This window comes from Streptomyces sp. NPDC037100 (assembly GCF_055606225.1).
Genome location: NZ_JBVJSX010000002.1, coordinates 305,301 through 321,624, shown reverse-complemented (window position 1 = coordinate 321,624; position 16,324 = coordinate 305,301). Strand labels below are relative to the sequence as shown.

The following is a 16,324-nucleotide window of genomic DNA, read 5'->3' as shown; positions in this document are numbered from 1 at the left end:
CTGGGAACGCTCAAGCGCCTTGCCATGCCGCGCCCGGCGTCCGCACCATGAGATCAGCAGTGATCATGGTGCGGACGCCGGGCGTCCGTGCACGGGGGAGGGAAGCCGACGATGCGCGGCACGGTACGGCGCTCCTGCACAGCGGGAGTGATCGCCGCGGCCCTGGCGACGGGGCTGACGGCTTGCACGGGGGACTCGGACGAGCGCAGCACCGACCAGGGCGCGGCCTGCACGGACGGCTCCTATGCCTGGTCCGGCGTGCGGCGGACGCAGAAGCTGACCGCGATGAGCGACCCGATCACCTTCGAGAAGCGGACCGCCTCCTACTCGGCCAAGCTCGAGCCCGTGGATGACAGGGTCTACCGGCCCTCGGTGACCGGCGCTCCCCGGGGCCTGGGCGCGGCCGCCGTGATCACGGCCCTGGGCAGGCACCTGAAGGTCGAGGAACCGCTCGCCGGCCCGTCCGAGAGAGAAGTCCCGGAGGAGGACCACTACTTCGATGTGGCGACCGGCGACCTCAAGGGCGAGTACTACTCCTGGGGCTACGTCAGGCTGGTCACGGCCGACTACACCTACACCTGCGGACACGGCGATCCCGTCAAGGGACAGGTGCTGACCTGGGAGGGCACTGGCAGCGGCTTCATGCCCTGTTCCGAGGAGCCCCCCGAAGGCGTGGCCGGCCGTGCGGCGGCCGGTGAACTGTGCCCGGCGGACTCCCCGGCCGCGAGGGCAGCGGACTGAGCCGAGCCGTCCCCGAGCGGCGACGGCGGCCCGCTCGGGCCGCCGCGTGCCTTGGAGGAGGCCGTGGAACCCTCGCCACCTGCGTATATGCCTCCCGGCACGTCCCAGCGGCAGCGCACCCGTACCATGGGGTGAGGCCGTGGCACGTTCAGCCCGGCAGGGCCCGCGCACCGCAGACGTCCGCGCAGGGCATTCCTCACCACTCCGGGAGTACGCCTTTTATGGCCACGCGCCACGACATCCGCAACGTCGCCATCGTCGCCCACGTCGACCACGGCAAGACCACCATCGTCGACGGCATGCTGAAGCAGGCCGGCGCCTTCGCCGCGCACCAGCTCGAGGGCGTCGACGACCGCATGATGGACTCGAACGACCTGGAGCGTGAGAAGGGCATCACGATCCTGGCCAAGAACACGGCGGTGAAGTACCACCCGAAGGACGGGGGGGACGTCATCACCATCAACATCATCGACACCCCCGGTCACGCCGACTTCGGCGGCGAGGTCGAGCGCGGTCTGTCGATGGTCGACGGTGTCGTCCTGCTCGTGGACGCCTCCGAGGGCCCCCTCCCGCAGACCCGCTTCGTGCTGCGCAAGGCGCTCCAGCAGCGGCTGCCCGTCATCCTCTGCATCAACAAGACGGACCGCCCGGACTCCCGGATCGACGAGGTCGTCAACGAGACGTACGACCTCTTCCTCGACCTGGACGCCGACGAGGAGCAGATCGAGTTCCCGATCGTCTACGCCTGCGGCCGCGACGGCATCGCCTCGCTGACCAAGCCGGACAACGGCACGGTCCCCGCCGACTCCACCAGCCTGGAGCCGTTCTTCTCCACGATCCTGGAGCACATCCCGGCCCCGACCTACGACGAGGACGCCCCGCTCCAGGCCCACGTCACCAACCTGGACGCCGACAACTTCCTCGGCCGTATCGCGCTGCTCCGCGTCGAGCAGGGCGAGCTGCGCAAGGGCCAGACGGTCGCGTGGATGAAGCGCGACGGGTCCGTCAGCAACGTGCGCATCTCCGAGCTGATGATGACCGAGGCGCTCACCCGCAAGCCGGCGGAGATGGCCGGCCCCGGTGACATCTGCGCGGTCGCCGGTATCCCGGACATCATGATCGGCGAGACCCTGGCCGACCCGGAGAACCCGGTGGCGCTGCCGCTGATCACGGTCGACGAGCCCGCGATCTCCATGGTCATCGGTACCAACACCTCCCCGCTGGTCGGCCGTGGCGCCACCGGCAAGGGCGCCGACAACAAGGCGGCCGTCAAGGACCGCAAGGTCACCGCCCGCCAGGTCAAGGACCGCCTCGACCGCGAGCTGATCGGTAACGTCAGCCTCCGGGTGCTGGACACCGAGCGGCCGGACGCCTGGGAGGTCCAGGGCCGCGGTGAGCTGGCGCTGGCCATCCTGGTCGAGCAGATGCGCCGCGAGGGCTTCGAGCTGACCATCGGCAAGCCGCAGGTCGTCACCAAGGAGGTCGACGGCAAGACGTACGAGCCCGTCGAGCGCATGACGATCGACGTGCCCGAGGAGCACATGGGCGCGGTCACGCAGCTCATGGGCGTCCGCAAGGGCCGCATGGACAACATGTCGAACCACGGCTCCGGCTGGGTCCGCATGGAGTTCGTGGTGCCGTCCCGCGGTCTCATCGGCTTCCGGACCGAGTTCCTGACGCAGACCCGCGGCACCGGCATCGGCCACTCCATCCACGAGGGCTTCGAGCCCTGGTTCGGCACCCTGCAGACCCGCAACAACGGCTCGCTGGTCGCCGACCGCTCCGGTGCCGTCACCGCCTTCGCGATGACGAACCTTCAGGAGCGCGGCGTGCTCTTCGTGGACCCCGGCACCGAGGTGTACGAGGGCATGATCGTCGGCGAGAACTCGCGCTCCGACGACATGGACGTGAACATCACCAAGGAGAAGAAGCTCACGAACATGCGGTCCTCCTCGGCCGACTCGTTCGAGGCGATCGTCCCGCCGCGCAAGCTGTCGCTGGAGCAGTCCCTGGAGTTCTGCCGTGACGACGAGTGCGTCGAGGTCACCCCGGAGGCCGTGCGCATCCGCAAGGTGAACCTGGACGCCCGCGAGCGCGCCCGCGCCGCGAGCCGCGCCAAGCACGGCTGACGCCCTTCACCACGGCACCGGGCACCCCGCATGAGCGGGGTGCCCGGTGCCGTTGTGTAAAGGAGGGGGAACGAGAAGGGAAGGGGTAGGGAAAACCCTCGATTTGCCGGTGACAGCCGTCAGGGGCGGTTTTCTCCCACTACCCTGCTCCGGAAGCGCCACGCCTCCCCGACCCCGGGGAACGCGCAACGGCCTTGCCGCACAAGCTTCTTGAGCGCGCGACAGACTCCGCTGGCACCCTGCACGGGACCCACGGTACGTCGCAAGCGGTTTATCTCACTCTCGCGTCCGGAATGCGGACAGCCGACACCGATAGATGTGTAACAAGTCCGTTTCGCAGGGATCTTTCACCAAACCCTTTGTCCGGATTTTGGAAGATGTAGGCGAGAGCTGTGATCGAACCGAGACCTCGAGAGTGTGGTTCGGTCCTGGCGTTTGGCAGATAGTTAGGCGCGTAGAGCTCGGATGTACGGGTCAGTAGCCGGCAGCGGCGCGACTCACGAGCGCGGGGGCACTCGACGAATTCCGGCACCGGCGACGGGCGGGGGCCGTGATGTGTCGTGTGCTCCCTTCGCGGTGAACCAATGACTTCATAGGAGGAACCCATGCGCGGTGCCAAGAGCGCCAAGTGGGTCGCGGGGGCGATAGTCGTCGCCCTGGCCGCCACCGCCTGCGGCGGCGGCGACGACAGTGCCGGCGACGACATGAACAAGGGGAAGGCCGACCCGAACGGCATCGTCACTGCGCAGCTGAGCGAACCGCAGAACCCGCTCCAGCCGGCCAACGCCAAGGAGAGCCAGGGCAGCCGTGTCCTGCGCACGATCTTCGCGGGTCTGGTCGACTACGAGCCCGGCACCGGCAAGCTCGAGTACGTCAACGCCGAGTCGGTCACGCCGAACAAGGACTCGTCGGAGTGGACCGTCAAGCTCAAGCCGGGCTGGAAGTTCCACGACGGCACCCCGGTCACCGCGAAGTCCTACGTGGACTCCTGGAACTGGTCCGCCAACATCAAGAACAACCAGACCAACTCCAGCTGGTTCGCGGACATCGTCGGCTTCGAGGACGTGCACCCGGAGAAGGGTGACCCGAAGAGCGACAAGATGTCGGGTCTGAAGGTCGTCGACGAAAACACCTTCACGATCAAGCTGACGCAGCCGGTCTCGTACTTCGCGTACAAGCTGGGCTACGACGTGTGGGCGCCGCTGCCCGAGGCCTTCTTCAAGGACCCGAAGGGCTACGGCGAGAAGCCGGTCGGCAACGGCCCGTACAAGTTCGTGTCCTGGGAGCACAACAAGCTCATCAAGGTCCGCAAGTTCGCGGGCTACAAGGGCCCGAACGTCGCCAAGAACGGCGGCATCGACTTCAAGAACTACACGACCGCCGACGCCGCGTACTCGGACCTGCGCTCGGACAACGTGGACTGGATCGAGCAGGTCCCGACCACCGCGCTGACGAACTACAAGTCGGACCTCGGCGACCGCGCCATCGACGAGCCCTACTCGGCCGTCCAGTCGATCGTCCCGGCCTTCTACACCAAGCAGTTCAAGGACATCGACCCCAAGGTCATCCAGGGTCTGTCCATGGCGATCGACCGCCAGACGATCACCAAGACCGTCCTCCAGGGCACGCGTACCCCGGCCGACTCCTACGTCGCCCCGGGCGTCCTCGGCTACAAGGAGGGCGCGCTCGGCGACATCGTCAAGTTCGACCCGGCCCAGGCCAAGAAGCTCATCCAGGAGGGTGGCGGCGTCCCGGGCAACAAGATCCAGATCCAGTACAACGCCGACCAGGACCACAAGCCCTGGGTCGACGCGGTCTGCAACTCGATCCGCAAGTCCACCGGCGTGGAGTGCACCGGCGACCCGAAGCCGACCTTCCAGGCCGACCTCGACGCCCGTGACAAGGACCAGGTCAAGTCCATGTACCGCGGTGGCTGGGTGCTCGACTACCCGGTCAACTCGAACTTCATGCGCGACCTGTACGGCTCCACGGCGGCCGGCAACACCAGCGGTTACTCCAACAAGGAGTTCGACAAGCTGAGCTCCGAGGCGGACAAGGCCAGCTCGATCGACGAGACCGTGAAGCTGTACCAGAACGCGGAGCAGCTCCTCGCCAAGGACATGCCGGCGATTCCGCTCTGGTTCTACAAGGTCAACAGCGGTCAGTCCAAGAACATCCTGGGCAAGATCGAGTACGGCCAGGACGGTGACCCGATCTTCGACACCATCCAGGTCAAGCAGAAGTAACCAGACCACCGCAGACCGGTGCCGTCCCTCCCGCACAAGGGGAGCGGCGGCGCCGGTCCGTAGGCACAGGCCTCCACCTCACCCCCCTCACCTGCGGTAGATGAGTGCGCAGGCCTCGCCGACCCCTCACGGCATGGAGGCGCAAGATGGGGCGCTACGCCGCCAGGCGACTGCTCCAGATGATCCCGATCTTCATCGGGACAACTCTGTTGATCTTCCTGATGGTCCACATCCTTCCGGGCGACCCGGTCCGGGCCATCTACGGGGACAAGGCTCCCGATCCCGCACAGATCGCGCAGATCAAGCGCGAGTACGGCTTCGACAAGCCCGTCCTCGAGCAGTACTTCCACTACATGCTGAATCTCCTCAAGGGAGACTTCGGCAGCAACCTCGCCGGACGCCCGGTCGCCGACCTGATGGCCGAGGCCTTCCCGGTGACCCTGCGGCTGACGCTGCTCGCCATCACCATCGAGATCATCATCGGTGTCGGTCTGGGCGCGTGGGCCGGTCTGCGGGCCGGAAAGGCCGCCGACACCGGCGTGCTGGTCTTCACCCTGACGGTGATCTCCATCCCCGTGTTCGTGCTCGGCTTCATCGCCCGGTTCATCTTCGCCGACGAACTCGGCTGGCTGCCGCCCAACGTCCAGGACTCCACGAGCTACTCGCAGTTGTTCCTGCCCGCGTTCGTCCTGGCCATGCTGTCCATGGCCTATGTGGCCCGGCTGACCCGGACGACCTTCGCCGAGAACCTGCGCGCCGACTACATGCGCACCGCGCTCGCCAAGGGCCTGCCCCGGCGCCGCATCATCGGTGTCCACCTGCTGCGCAACTCGCTGATCCCGGTGGTCACCTTCGTCGGCACGGACGTCGGCGGCTTCATCGGCGGCGCGGTCATCACCGAGGGCATCTTCAACATCCAGGGTGTCGGCAACCTCCTCTACAGGGCGATCCAGACGAGCGAGGGCTCGACGGTCACGGGTGTGGTGACGGTGCTCGTCCTCGTCATCCTCCTGATCAACCTGCTCATCGACCTGCTGTACGCGGTCCTGGACCCGAGGATCCGGTATGCCTGACGTGACCAAGGCCCAGACCACCGACGCCGCGGCCGTGGACGCCATCGCCCCGCCGGCCGTCGACGCACCCGGCAAGGAGACCACGCAGAAGAGGGAGAAACCCCGTTCCCTGTGGGGCGACGCCTGGTACGACCTGCGGCATCGGCCCATGTTCTGGATCTCCTCGGTGCTGCTGGTCCTTCTGCTCGTGATCGCCGCGTTCCCCGGCCTGTTCACCAGCGTCGACCCGCGCGACGGCGACCTCGTCCACCACTACCTGGGCAAGCCGGAGCTGGGGCACTTCTTCCAGCCCGACTGGTTCGGCTACGACCAGCAGGGCCGCTCGATCTACTCGCGCGTCATCCACGGCACCCGTGCCTCGATCCTCGTCGGCGTCTGCGTCACCGCGGCCGTCACGCTGCTCGGCGGTCTGCTCGGCATGCTGGCCGGCTACTTCGGCGGCTGGATCGACTCGGTGATCTCCCGGGTCGTCGACATCTTCTTCGGCCTGCCGTTCCTGCTCGGCACGATGGTCGTCCTGAACGCCTTCACCGAGCGCAAGGTGTACGTGGTCATCCTGGCCCTGGCCTTCCTGGGCTGGACCTCGATCGCCCGCGTCATGCGCAGCTCGGTGATCACGGCGAAGCAGGCGGACTACGTGACTGCGGCCCGGGCGCTCGGCGCCGGCACCACGCGGATCCTGTTCCGCCACGTGATGCCGAACGCCGTCGCGCCGACCATCGTCGTGGCCACGATCGCCCTCGGCGGTTACATCTCCGCGGAGGCTACGCTGTCCTTCCTGGGCCTCGGCCTCAGCGACCCGACGATCTCGTGGGGCATCGACATCTCCGAGGGCAGCAAGGTGATCCGGGACAACCCGCACACGCTGCTGTTCCCGGCCGGCATGCTCAGCCTCACGGTCTTCGCGTTCATCATGCTCGGCGACGCGGTCCGCGACGCCCTTGACCCGAAGCTGCGCTGAGGAGGGCGTACGTGACCACCATCGACAAGACCCGGAACGTCCCCGAGCCGCGCGGCGCGGCCGAGGGTGACGTCCCCCTGCTCGAAGTGCGCGACCTGCACGTCGAGTTCCACACCCGTGACGGTGTGGCCAAGGCCGTCAACGGCGTCAACTACACCGTGAGCTCCGGCGAGACCCTCGCCGTGCTCGGCGAGTCCGGCTCCGGCAAGTCCGTGACCGCCCAGGCGATCATGGGCATCCTGGACATGCCGCCCGGGCGGATTCCGCAGGGTCAGATCCTGTACCGGGGCGAGGACATGCTCACCATGTCGGCTGACGCCCGGCGCAAGATCCGCGGCAGGAAGATCGCCATGATCTTCCAGGACGCGCTGTCCGCGCTGAACCCCGTGCTGTCCGTCGGCTACCAGCTCGGCGAGATGTTCCGCGTCCACCAGGGCCTGAGCAAGAAGGACGCCAAGGCCAAGGCCATCGAGCTGATGGACCGCGTGAAGATCCCGGCCGCCAAGGAGCGCGTCGGCGACTACCCGCACCAGTTCTCCGGCGGTATGCGCCAGCGCATCATGATCGCGATGGCGCTCGCCCTGGAGCCGGACCTGATCATCGCCGACGAGCCGACGACGGCCCTCGACGTGACGGTCCAGGCCCAGGTGATGGACCTGCTCGCGGAGCTGCAGCGCGAGTACAACATGGGCCTGATCCTGATCACCCACGACCTCGGCGTGGTCGCCGACGTCGCGGACAAGATCGCCGTGATGTACGCGGGCCGGATCGTGGAGACCGCGCCCGTGCACGAGCTGTACAAGCGGCCCGCACACCCCTACACCAAGGGTCTGCTCGAGTCGATCCCGCGCCTGGACCAGAAGGGCCAGGACCTGTACGCGATCAAGGGCCTGCCGCCCAACCTGACGCGTATCCCGTCCGGTTGTGCCTTCAACCCGCGGTGCCCGCAGGCGCAGGACATCTGCCGTACGGACATCCCGCCGCTGCACCCGGTCACCGAGCGGGACGGCGGCGAGCTGGTCGGCCGCGGCAGCGCGTGCCACTTCTGGAAGGAGACGATCCATGGCTGAGCCGGACAAGAAGGACGAGTCCATGGACGCCACCCCCAACGTCACCGAGGTCGAGACGGTCGACGCGGCCACCGACGAGGAGGCCGTCGCCGCCATCGAGGCGCCGGTCGAGCGCGGTGAGCCGATCCTGCAGGTGCGCAACCTGGTCAAGCACTTCCCGCTGACCCAGGGCATCCTGTTCAAGCGTCAGATCGGCGCGGTCAAGGCCGTGGACGGGGTCTCCTTCGACCTCTACCAGGGCGAGACGCTCGGCATCGTGGGCGAGTCCGGCTGTGGCAAGTCCACCGTCGCCAAGCTGCTGATGATGCTGGAGAAGGCGACCGCGGGCGAGATCTTCTACAAGGGCCAGGACATCACCAAGCTGTCCGGGCGTGCGCTGAAGGCGGTCCGCCGGAACATCCAGATGGTGTTCCAGGACCCCTACACCTCGCTCAACCCCCGTATGACGGTGGGCGACATCATCGGCGAGCCCTTCGACATCCACCCCGAGGTGGCGCCGAAGGGCGACCGCCGGCGCAAGGTCCAGGACCTCCTGGACGTCGTCGGCCTCAACCCCGAGTACATCAACCGCTACCCGCACCAGTTCTCGGGCGGTCAGCGCCAGCGCATCGGCATCGCCCGCGGCCTGGCCCTGAACCCCGAGATCATCATCTGCGACGAGCCGGTCTCCGCGCTGGACGTGTCCGTCCAGGCGCAGGTCATCAACCTGATGGAGAAGCTGCAGAACGAGTTCAACCTCTCGTATCTCTTCATCGCGCACGACCTGTCGATCGTCCGGCACATCTCGGACCGCGTGGGTGTGATGTACCTCGGCAAGATGGCCGAGATCGGCTCGGACACGGAGATCTACGACCACCCGACGCACCCCTACACCCAGGCGCTGCTGTCGGCCGTCCCGGTCCCCGACCCGGAGTCCCGCGAGGGGCGCGAGCGGATCATCCTCACCGGCGACGTCCCGTCCCCGGCCAACCCGCCCTCGGGCTGCCGCTTCCGCACCCGCTGCTGGAAGGCCCAGGACAAGTGCGCCCAGGAGATCCCGCTCCTGGCCATCCCCGAGCGCTTTCAGGGCGCGGACACCCCGGCGGCCCACGAGTCGGCCTGCCACTTCGCAGAGGAAAAGGACGTGGTCCACGCGGCCTGACCTCGTCACCTTGGTTCCCGGCATCCCCCTGGGGTGCCGGGAACGGTGCCGTCCGGCCTCGTCCCACGGCCCGGCGATCCCGGCCAACTGCGTTAACACGCAGGCAACTTCGCCGACCCTGTTCCGATATACGGACACGTCAGGCTGGTCAGCGTACGGCCGTGCGGGTGCCGTAGACGGGCCGGGACGCCGGGAGGCGTTCCGGCCCGTCGCCGTGTTCAGGGGGTCGTGATGCCCAGGGAGCGCTTGAGGAAGTCGACCTGGAGGAGGAGCAGGTTCTCGGCGACCTGTTCCTGCGGGGTGATGTGGGTGACGCCGGACAGCGGCAGCACCTCGTGGGGGCGGCCGGCGGCCAGCAGGGCCGAGGACAGGCGCAGGGCGTGGGCGACCACGACGTTGTCGTCGGCGAGGCCGTGCACGACCATCAGGGGGCGGTGCGGCTCGGCGGGGGAGGACAGACCCTCGGCGGTGACGAGGGAGCTCTTCGCGTACGCCTCCGGGTGCTCCGCCGGAGTGCCCAGGTAGCGCTCCGTGTAGTGGGTGTCGTACAGGCTCCAGTCCGTCACCGGTGCGCCCGCGATGCCGGCGTGGAAGACGTCCGGGCGGCGCAGCACCGCCAGGCCCGCGAGCCAGCCGCCGTAGGACCAGCCGCGGATGGCCACCCGGGACAGGTCCAGGGGGTGGCGCTTCGCGAGGTCCTCCAGGGCCTCCACCTGGTCGTCCAGCGACAGCGTGAAGTCGTGATGGATCGCCTTCTCCCAGGCGGGGGAGCGGCCCGGGGTGCCGCGGCCGTCCGCGACCACGACCGCGAAGCCCTGGTCCGCGAACCACTGCGAGGTGAGGTGGGCGTTGTGCGCGGCCACCACCCGCTGGCCGTGCGGACCTCCGTACGGGTCCATGAGCACCGGCAGTGGGGTGTCACCGTCGTAGTCCCGAGGCATAAGCACGGCGCACGGGATGCGCCGTGCGCCCCCCTCGGTGAGCGTCACGCGGGGGGACATACCAGGATTTTCGGCATACGAAGGGACAGTCCTGGTCGGTTTTCCGTCGCGCAGGACCTGCACCAGTGAACCTGGCCGGTTCAGTGCCGCCGAGACCAGGACCGTCACCTCCCCGGCCCGCACCGCCGCGTGCACGCCCGGCTCCCGCGAGACGCGCTCCACGCCGAGTTCGTTCACCCGGTACACGTGCACCTCGCCCGTCTCCGCCTCCCCGGCGGCCTCCGCGCCCGCCGACGCCGAGATCAGCACGTCGTCGGCGGAGACGTCCAGCAGGGCCCGGACGTGCAGCTGAGCGCCGGTGAGCGGCCGGTCCCCGACCGCCAGCACGCGCGCCCCGCCCTCGTCGGCGATCCGCACCAGCTGACCGGACGGGCTCCAGCACGGCACCCCGGGGAAAAGATCAAGCCATGTTCGATCTTCATCGGCGTGCACCATCCGAGTCGCGCCCGAGTCCGGATCCACGGCCAGGATCAGCTGGCTGCGCTGGTCGCGCGCCTGTACCAGCAGCAGCGGCGCGCCCGCCGCTGACCAGTGGACATGTGCCAGGTACGGGTAGCGCACCCGGTCCCAGGTGACCTCCGTCCGCAGCCCGTCCAGGCCGATCACGAACAGCCGCACCTCCGCGTTGCCGGTGCCCGCCGCCGGGTACGGCACCCGCTGCGGCTCCCGTTCCGGATGGGCGGGGTCGGCGATCCACCAGCGCCGCACCGGCGTGTCGTCCACCCGCGCCATGAGCAGCCGGTCCGACTCCGGAGCCCACCAGAAGCCCCGCGAACGCCCCATCTCCTCGGCCGCGATGAACTCGGCCAGTCCGTATGAGACATTCTCCGACTCCGGCTCGGCGAGCGCCCGGTCGTCCTCTCCCTCGGCGCCCACCACCCGCAGGGCGCCCTGCGCGACATACGCGACGTGCCGCCCGTCGGGCGACGGACGCGGGTCGATCACGGGCCCCGGCACGGACAGTTCACGCGCCGTCCCGGCCCGCAGCTCGGCCGCGAACAGCCGCCCCGACAAGGCGAAAGAGGCCAACTCGACGGCCGTGTCGGTGGCATACCCGACGATGCCGGCCCCGCCTTCGCGGCTGCGTTCGCGCCGGGCCCGTTCCTCGGGTGAGAGGTCCTCCGACGCACCGCCCAGCAGGGCACGCGGGTCGGCGGCAACGCGCTCCGAGCCCTCCTCCGTGTCGAGGACCCAGAGCGAATTCGCCCGGTCCGTACCGGAACCGGAGCGCAGGAACACGACACGCGAACCGTCGGGCGCCACGGTGAACGAACGGGGCGCGCCGAGCGTGAAGCGCTGGGTACGGGCGTGCCGTCGGGGGAAGGAGTGAGGCTCGGTCGTCATGCCCTGACCATATTGGCCATGCGCCCCCTTGTGCGGCCGTGCGCCGATCGATGCGCGCAGAGGGATAGTTATGATCAATGTCGCATAGTGGGTATGAACCTGCTGGCTGCTGTACGGATTTGATGCCCCCATAGTCCGACCCCCTCGCGCCCTCGTGGATCTTTGGAGGTGAACCGCCGTGGCACTCTCGATTTCGGCGGTGGTGCTGCTGGCGATCATCGTCTTCCTGCTGATCAAGAAGTCGGGACTGAAGGCGGGGCATGCGATCGTCTGCATGCTGCTCGGCTTCTACCTCGCCTCCTCGACCGTCGCTCCCACGATCAGCGAGCTGACGACGAACATCGCGGGCATGATCGGCAGCATCAAGTTCTGAGCGTCGTGGGACCTCGTAGGCTGGTCCCATGACGGAACTGCCCGACCGGCGTCTGCTGCTGGTGCACGCGCACCCGGACGACGAGTCGATCAACAACGGCGCGACGATGGCCAGGTACGCGGCCGAGGGTGCCCACGTCACCCTGGTCACCTGCACCCTCGGCGAACGCGGCGAGGTCATTCCACCGGACCTCGCCCACCTGAGCGGTGCCGCCCTGGGCCGGCACCGTCGCCGTGAGCTCACCGCCGCCATGGCCGAGCTCGGCGTGACGGACTTCCGCCTGCTCGGCGGTGCCGGGCGCTACAGCGACTCCGGGATGATGGGCCTGCCCGACAACGACGACCCCGGCTGCTTCTGGCAGGCCGACGTCGACGGGGCCGCCGCGCACCTCGTCGAGGTGATCCGCGAGGTACGCCCCCAGGTTCTCGTCACCTACGACGACAACGGCGGCTACGGTCACCCCGACCACATCCAGGCCCACCGCGTCGCCATGCGCGCCGCGGAACTGTCCGCCGACGCCGGCCTGCCGATCCCCAAGGTCTACTGGAACCGGGTTCCCCGGCCGGTTGTGGAGGAGTCCTTCGCGCGGCTGAGGGAGGACCTGCCCGGCACGGCCTTCACCAAGGCGGCCGACGCCGACGACGTCCCGGGTGTCGTGCCCGAGGAGCGGATCACCACCGTGATCGACGGCACCGCCCACGCCGCCGCCAAGGCCGCCGCGATGCGCGCCCACGCCACCCAGATCACCGTGGACGGGCCGTACTTCGTGCTGTCCAACGAACTCGCCCAGCCGATCCTCACCACCGAGTACTACGAGCTGGTGCGCGGTGAGGCGGGCCCCGGCGAGCGGGAGACGGACCTGTTCGCCGGTCTCGAGGAGGCCTCATGAGCGGCCGGACGCCGATGCTGGCCCAGCCGATGCGCCCGCCCACCGCCGGACGCGTCGGCGCCTGCCTCGGCTTCTTCGTGCTCGGCGCCGTGGTCGGCGTCGCCGGGGCCCTGGTGCAGCCCGGGTGGTTCCCGGGCGGGCTGCTGCTCGCCCTGGCCGGAGAGGCCGGAGCCGTCCTGGGCGCCTCATGGGTCGTCCGCGGCCGGGCGGGAGGCGTCGCGGCCGCCGCCGGCTGGATGCTCGCCGTCGTCCTGCTCACCGCCAGCCGTCCCGAGGGCGACTTCGTCTTCGCCGCGGGGAGCGGCTCCTATCTCTTCCTGCTCGGAGGCATCGCCGTGGCTGTGATCTGTGCCACCCTCGCCCCGGGGCGGCAACCGGACGGCGGTCCCGTCCGACTTGCCGAGTGACGTACCACTTCGCCAGGACGTGGCCGTGGGGGTCCGGTGTGGGTTTCCACGACGGTCACGGGATACGGGCGAGAAGTGGCCAGTATGGTGGTGCGCGCCGCCGAGCTGCCCGCGTGAGGTTGTGTCGGGCGGCGGAGCCAACCGGGAGAACCTGCCTTGAGTCGTGAAACTGACACTCCGTCCTCCGGGCCCAACGGGCGCGGCGGAGCCGCCTACCCGTCGGGTACGCCGCCGTACGGGACCCCGACGGTCTCCGACGCCGGTGCGGACGCGGGCCGTTCCGCCACGCGGCCGGAGGAACGCAAGACCGAGACCACGCTGACGACCCGGATCCGGATCAACATCCCCGGGTCGCGGCCCATTCCGCCCGTGGTGGTGCGCAAGCCCGTCGCTGAGGCGGAGGGCACGGCCGACGCCGACACCCGCGGTGAGGCGCCGACGACACCGGGCACCGCCCCGTCCCCGGCACCGGTCGAGCCTCCCGCCGAGCCCGGCCAGCCGGGCGACGACAAGCCGGCCAGCGACTGGTTCGCGCCGCGCAAGTCGGGCGGCGGCAAGGGCGGTCCGGGCAGCGGCTCCACGAACGGAGCCGGGATGCCGGGCGGTTCGCGCCCGGCGGCGGGCGGTCCTGGTGCCGATGCGCCGGGTTCCGGTGCCGGTGCGTCCGGTGGGACGCGGCCGGGTACCGGGCGGCCCGGAGGTGTGGTCGGCTCCATGGGCGCGCCGGGCGGCTCCCGGTCCGGCGGTACGAACGGTGCCGGGCTTCCGGGCGGCGCGACCGGCGGCCCCGTCGCGCCCGGGCACGGCGGCGGCACCGGCTCCTTCGACGTCACCGAGGCCCTCGCGGCGGGCCCGCTGGGCAACGGCTCGCGTCCCGCCCCGGGCGGCGGCGAACCGCGCCGCGACGACCTGCCGTACTTCTCCGAGAACGGCCGCGACGGGCAGAACGGGCAGAACGGGCAGGGTGGCTACGGCGGTCCGTCCGGCGGTCCCGGGTCGCAGGGCCCGACCGGCCCGACCGGCGGACCGGTCACCGGCGACGGCCCGACGGTGCCGTCGGCCGGCGGCCCGGGCGGCTTCGACGCACCCGGCGGGCAGGGTGGCCCCGGCGGCTTCGACGCTCCTGGCGCTCCTGGCGGCTTCGGCAACGCGCCGGGCGGACCCGGCGGTCCGGACGCCTTCAACGCCCCCGGCGGCCCTGGCGCATCCGGCCCCGGCGGCTTCGGTGCCCCGGGCAGGCCCGGCACCCCCGAGGCGTTCAACGAGCCCGGCCGCCCCGGCGCCCCCACTGCCCCCGGCGGCCCTGGCGCATCCGGCCCCGGTGGCTTCGGTGCCCCGGGCAGGTCCGGTGGCCCCGAGGCGTTCAACGAGCCCGGCGGGCCCGGCGGCCCCGGAGCTCCTGGTGCCTTCAACGAGCCCGGCCGCCCCGGTGGGCCCGGCGGCCCCGGAGCCCCCGGTGCCTTCCACGAGCCCGGCCGACCGGGTGGCCCCGGTGCTCCCGGCGGCCCCGGTGCCATGGGCGGCGGCCCCGGCGCCCCCGGAGCGCCTGGCGGCCCCGCGGGCAAGGGCCCGCTCGCCGGCACCCCTGCTCCCGGCACCGCGGGCCCCGGCGGTGGCATGAGCGACGACACCGCCATCCTGACCCCGCAGAAGCCGGCCCCCGAGCCGTCGGACGGCCCGGGCTACGGCCCCCGGCACGACAACGTCTCCGGGCACACCGTCACCAGCGGCATTCCCGTCGTACCGTCCGGCGGGGTCTCGCCGTTCGCCCCGGGCGCCCCCGGTGACGGCCCGGTGCCCCACGCCGCTCCGAAGCTGCCCGAGCCGGTCTCGCCGCCCCCGGCGAGTTCCTCGAAGGCGCCGAAGAAGAAGGGGCGCAGCAAGCTCGTGCTGGTGGCCGTCGGCGTGGTCGTCCTCGCCGGTGGCGTGTACGGCGCCGGTCTGCTGATGAACCGCACCGACGTGCCCAAGGGCACCACCGTGCTCGGCGTCGACATCGGCGGCACCACCCGCGACGGCGCCGTAAGGAAGCTCGACGAGGCCTTCGACGACCGCGTCGGCACGCCGCTGAAGCTGTCGGTGGGCGGCAAGACCGTCGCCCTCGACCCGGACAAGGCGGGCCTGCAGTTCGACATGGACGCCACGGCCGACGCGGCGGCGAAGAGCGACTACAACCCGGTCTCCGTGATCGGCTCGGTCTTCGGCAACCACCGTGCCGTCACGCCGGTCATGCCGGTCGACGAGGAGAAGCTGCACGCGTCCCTGGAGGAGGCGGCGGGTGGCTCCGGCGCGTCGACCGACGGCACGATCGAGTTCAAGGGCGGCAAGGCCGTCCCCGTGTACGGCAAGACCGGCAAGGGCATCGACCTCGCCAAGTCGACGACGGTGGTGGAGGAGGCGTACCGCACCCAGGTGGAGACCGGCACGCCCGGCACGGTGAACCTCCCGACCACCACCCGGCAGCCGACCGTCTCGAACGCCGAGGTCGACCGGGTGCTGAAGGACTTCGCGCAGCCCGCGATGTCGGCCAAGGCCTTCGTGCAGACCGACCCGGCGCACAGCATCCCGTTCGGTGCGCTGTCGCTGCCGAAGATCCTCAGCTTCAAGGCCGTCGACGGCAAGCTCGTGGACACGTACAACCTCAAGGCGCTCAAGGAGGCGTACGGCACGACCTTCGACGGCGTGCAGATCGAGGGCGCGAGCGGCAAGCGCGACGTCACGCCGCAGGACGTCGTCACGGCCCTGCGCAAGGCCCTGCGCGGCAAGACGCCCGCGGAGCGCGTCGGAGTCATCGACACCAAGCCGAACTGACCTCCGGCCACCCGCCGCACGAGAGCCCCCGCCCGATGAGGGATGAGGGCCGGGGGCTCTCGCCGTCACCTCTCGGGCATGACAACCGTCATGCGGCACTCCGGACACCCGGCACTGCCCCCGCCGACACCCCCGAAG

General features: G+C 70.0%; 12 protein-coding genes. 11 read left to right on the top strand and 1 reads right to left on the bottom strand.

All coding sequences use genetic code 11. The features are described from left to right. The first annotated feature begins 111 nt into the window (after window positions 1-111). The 7 genes from ACZ7EG_RS06585 (at window position 112) to ACZ7EG_RS06555 (ending at window position 9,361) form a co-directional block, all read left to right on the top strand. Window positions 112-741, top strand: a complete 630-nt coding sequence (locus ACZ7EG_RS06585; RefSeq protein ID WP_471073219.1) for a hypothetical protein — start codon at window positions 112-114, stop codon at window positions 739-741. Window positions 742-962: 221 nt separating this feature from the next. Then, entirely contained in the window at window positions 963-2,870 is a 1,908-nt protein-coding gene (gene typA, locus ACZ7EG_RS06580) for a translational GTPase TypA (protein WP_452858862.1), read from the top strand. A gap of 605 nt (window positions 2,871-3,475) precedes the next feature. Further along, the gene (locus ACZ7EG_RS06575; protein ID WP_471073216.1) at window positions 3,476-5,116 is read left to right on the top strand and encodes a peptide ABC transporter substrate-binding protein; all 1,641 of its coding nucleotides are present in this window, start codon (window positions 3,476-3,478) and stop codon (window positions 5,114-5,116) included. A gap of 146 nt (window positions 5,117-5,262) precedes the next feature. Further along, window positions 5,263-6,189, top strand: coding sequence for an ABC transporter permease (locus ACZ7EG_RS06570; RefSeq protein WP_185014064.1), 927 nt, complete (start codon window positions 5,263-5,265; stop codon window positions 6,187-6,189). Then, window positions 6,182-7,150, top strand: a complete 969-nt coding sequence (locus ACZ7EG_RS06565; protein WP_471073213.1) for an ABC transporter permease — start codon at window positions 6,182-6,184, stop codon at window positions 7,148-7,150. The genes ACZ7EG_RS06570 and ACZ7EG_RS06565 overlap by 8 nt, the downstream gene beginning before the upstream one ends. Window positions 7,151-7,161: 11 nt before the next feature. After that, window positions 7,162-8,220: an ABC transporter ATP-binding protein gene (locus tag ACZ7EG_RS06560; protein ID WP_471073210.1), complete on the top strand. Its 1,059-nt coding sequence runs from the start codon at window positions 7,162-7,164 to the stop codon at window positions 8,218-8,220. Further along, complete coding sequence (locus tag ACZ7EG_RS06555; protein ID WP_471073207.1) at window positions 8,213-9,361, top strand: ABC transporter ATP-binding protein; 1,149 nt, start codon at window positions 8,213-8,215, stop codon at window positions 9,359-9,361. The genes ACZ7EG_RS06560 and ACZ7EG_RS06555 overlap by 8 nt, the downstream gene beginning before the upstream one ends. A 218-nt stretch (window positions 9,362-9,579) precedes the next feature. On the opposite strand, the gene ACZ7EG_RS06550 is transcribed toward ACZ7EG_RS06555, so the two are convergent. Continuing rightward, on the bottom strand, window positions 9,580-11,706 hold the full coding sequence (locus ACZ7EG_RS06550) for a S9 family peptidase (RefSeq protein WP_471073204.1): 2,127 nt from the start codon (window positions 11,704-11,706) through the stop codon (window positions 9,580-9,582). Between the two features lie 178 nt (window positions 11,707-11,884). Between ACZ7EG_RS06550 and ACZ7EG_RS06545 the strand changes: the two genes are divergently transcribed. From ACZ7EG_RS06545 to ACZ7EG_RS06530, 4 genes are all read left to right on the top strand, one after another. Then, on the top strand, window positions 11,885-12,079 hold the full coding sequence (locus ACZ7EG_RS06545; RefSeq protein WP_003992731.1) for a hypothetical protein: 195 nt from the start codon (window positions 11,885-11,887) through the stop codon (window positions 12,077-12,079). A 28-nt stretch (window positions 12,080-12,107) separates the two neighbouring features. After that, window positions 12,108-12,968, top strand: a complete 861-nt coding sequence (gene mshB, locus ACZ7EG_RS06540; RefSeq protein WP_471073200.1) for an N-acetyl-1-D-myo-inositol-2-amino-2-deoxy-alpha-D-glucopyranoside deacetylase — start codon at window positions 12,108-12,110, stop codon at window positions 12,966-12,968. Then, window positions 12,965-13,375 (top strand): DUF6113 family protein, encoded by a 411-nt coding sequence (locus ACZ7EG_RS06535; protein WP_471073197.1) that lies wholly within the window; start codon window positions 12,965-12,967, stop codon window positions 13,373-13,375. Before mshB ends, ACZ7EG_RS06535 begins: the two co-directional genes overlap by 4 nt. Window positions 13,376-13,531: 156 nt before the next feature. Then, window positions 13,532-16,186: a hypothetical protein gene (locus ACZ7EG_RS06530; protein WP_471073194.1), complete on the top strand. Its 2,655-nt coding sequence runs from the start codon at window positions 13,532-13,534 to the stop codon at window positions 16,184-16,186. Window positions 16,187-16,324 lie beyond the last annotated feature (138 nt).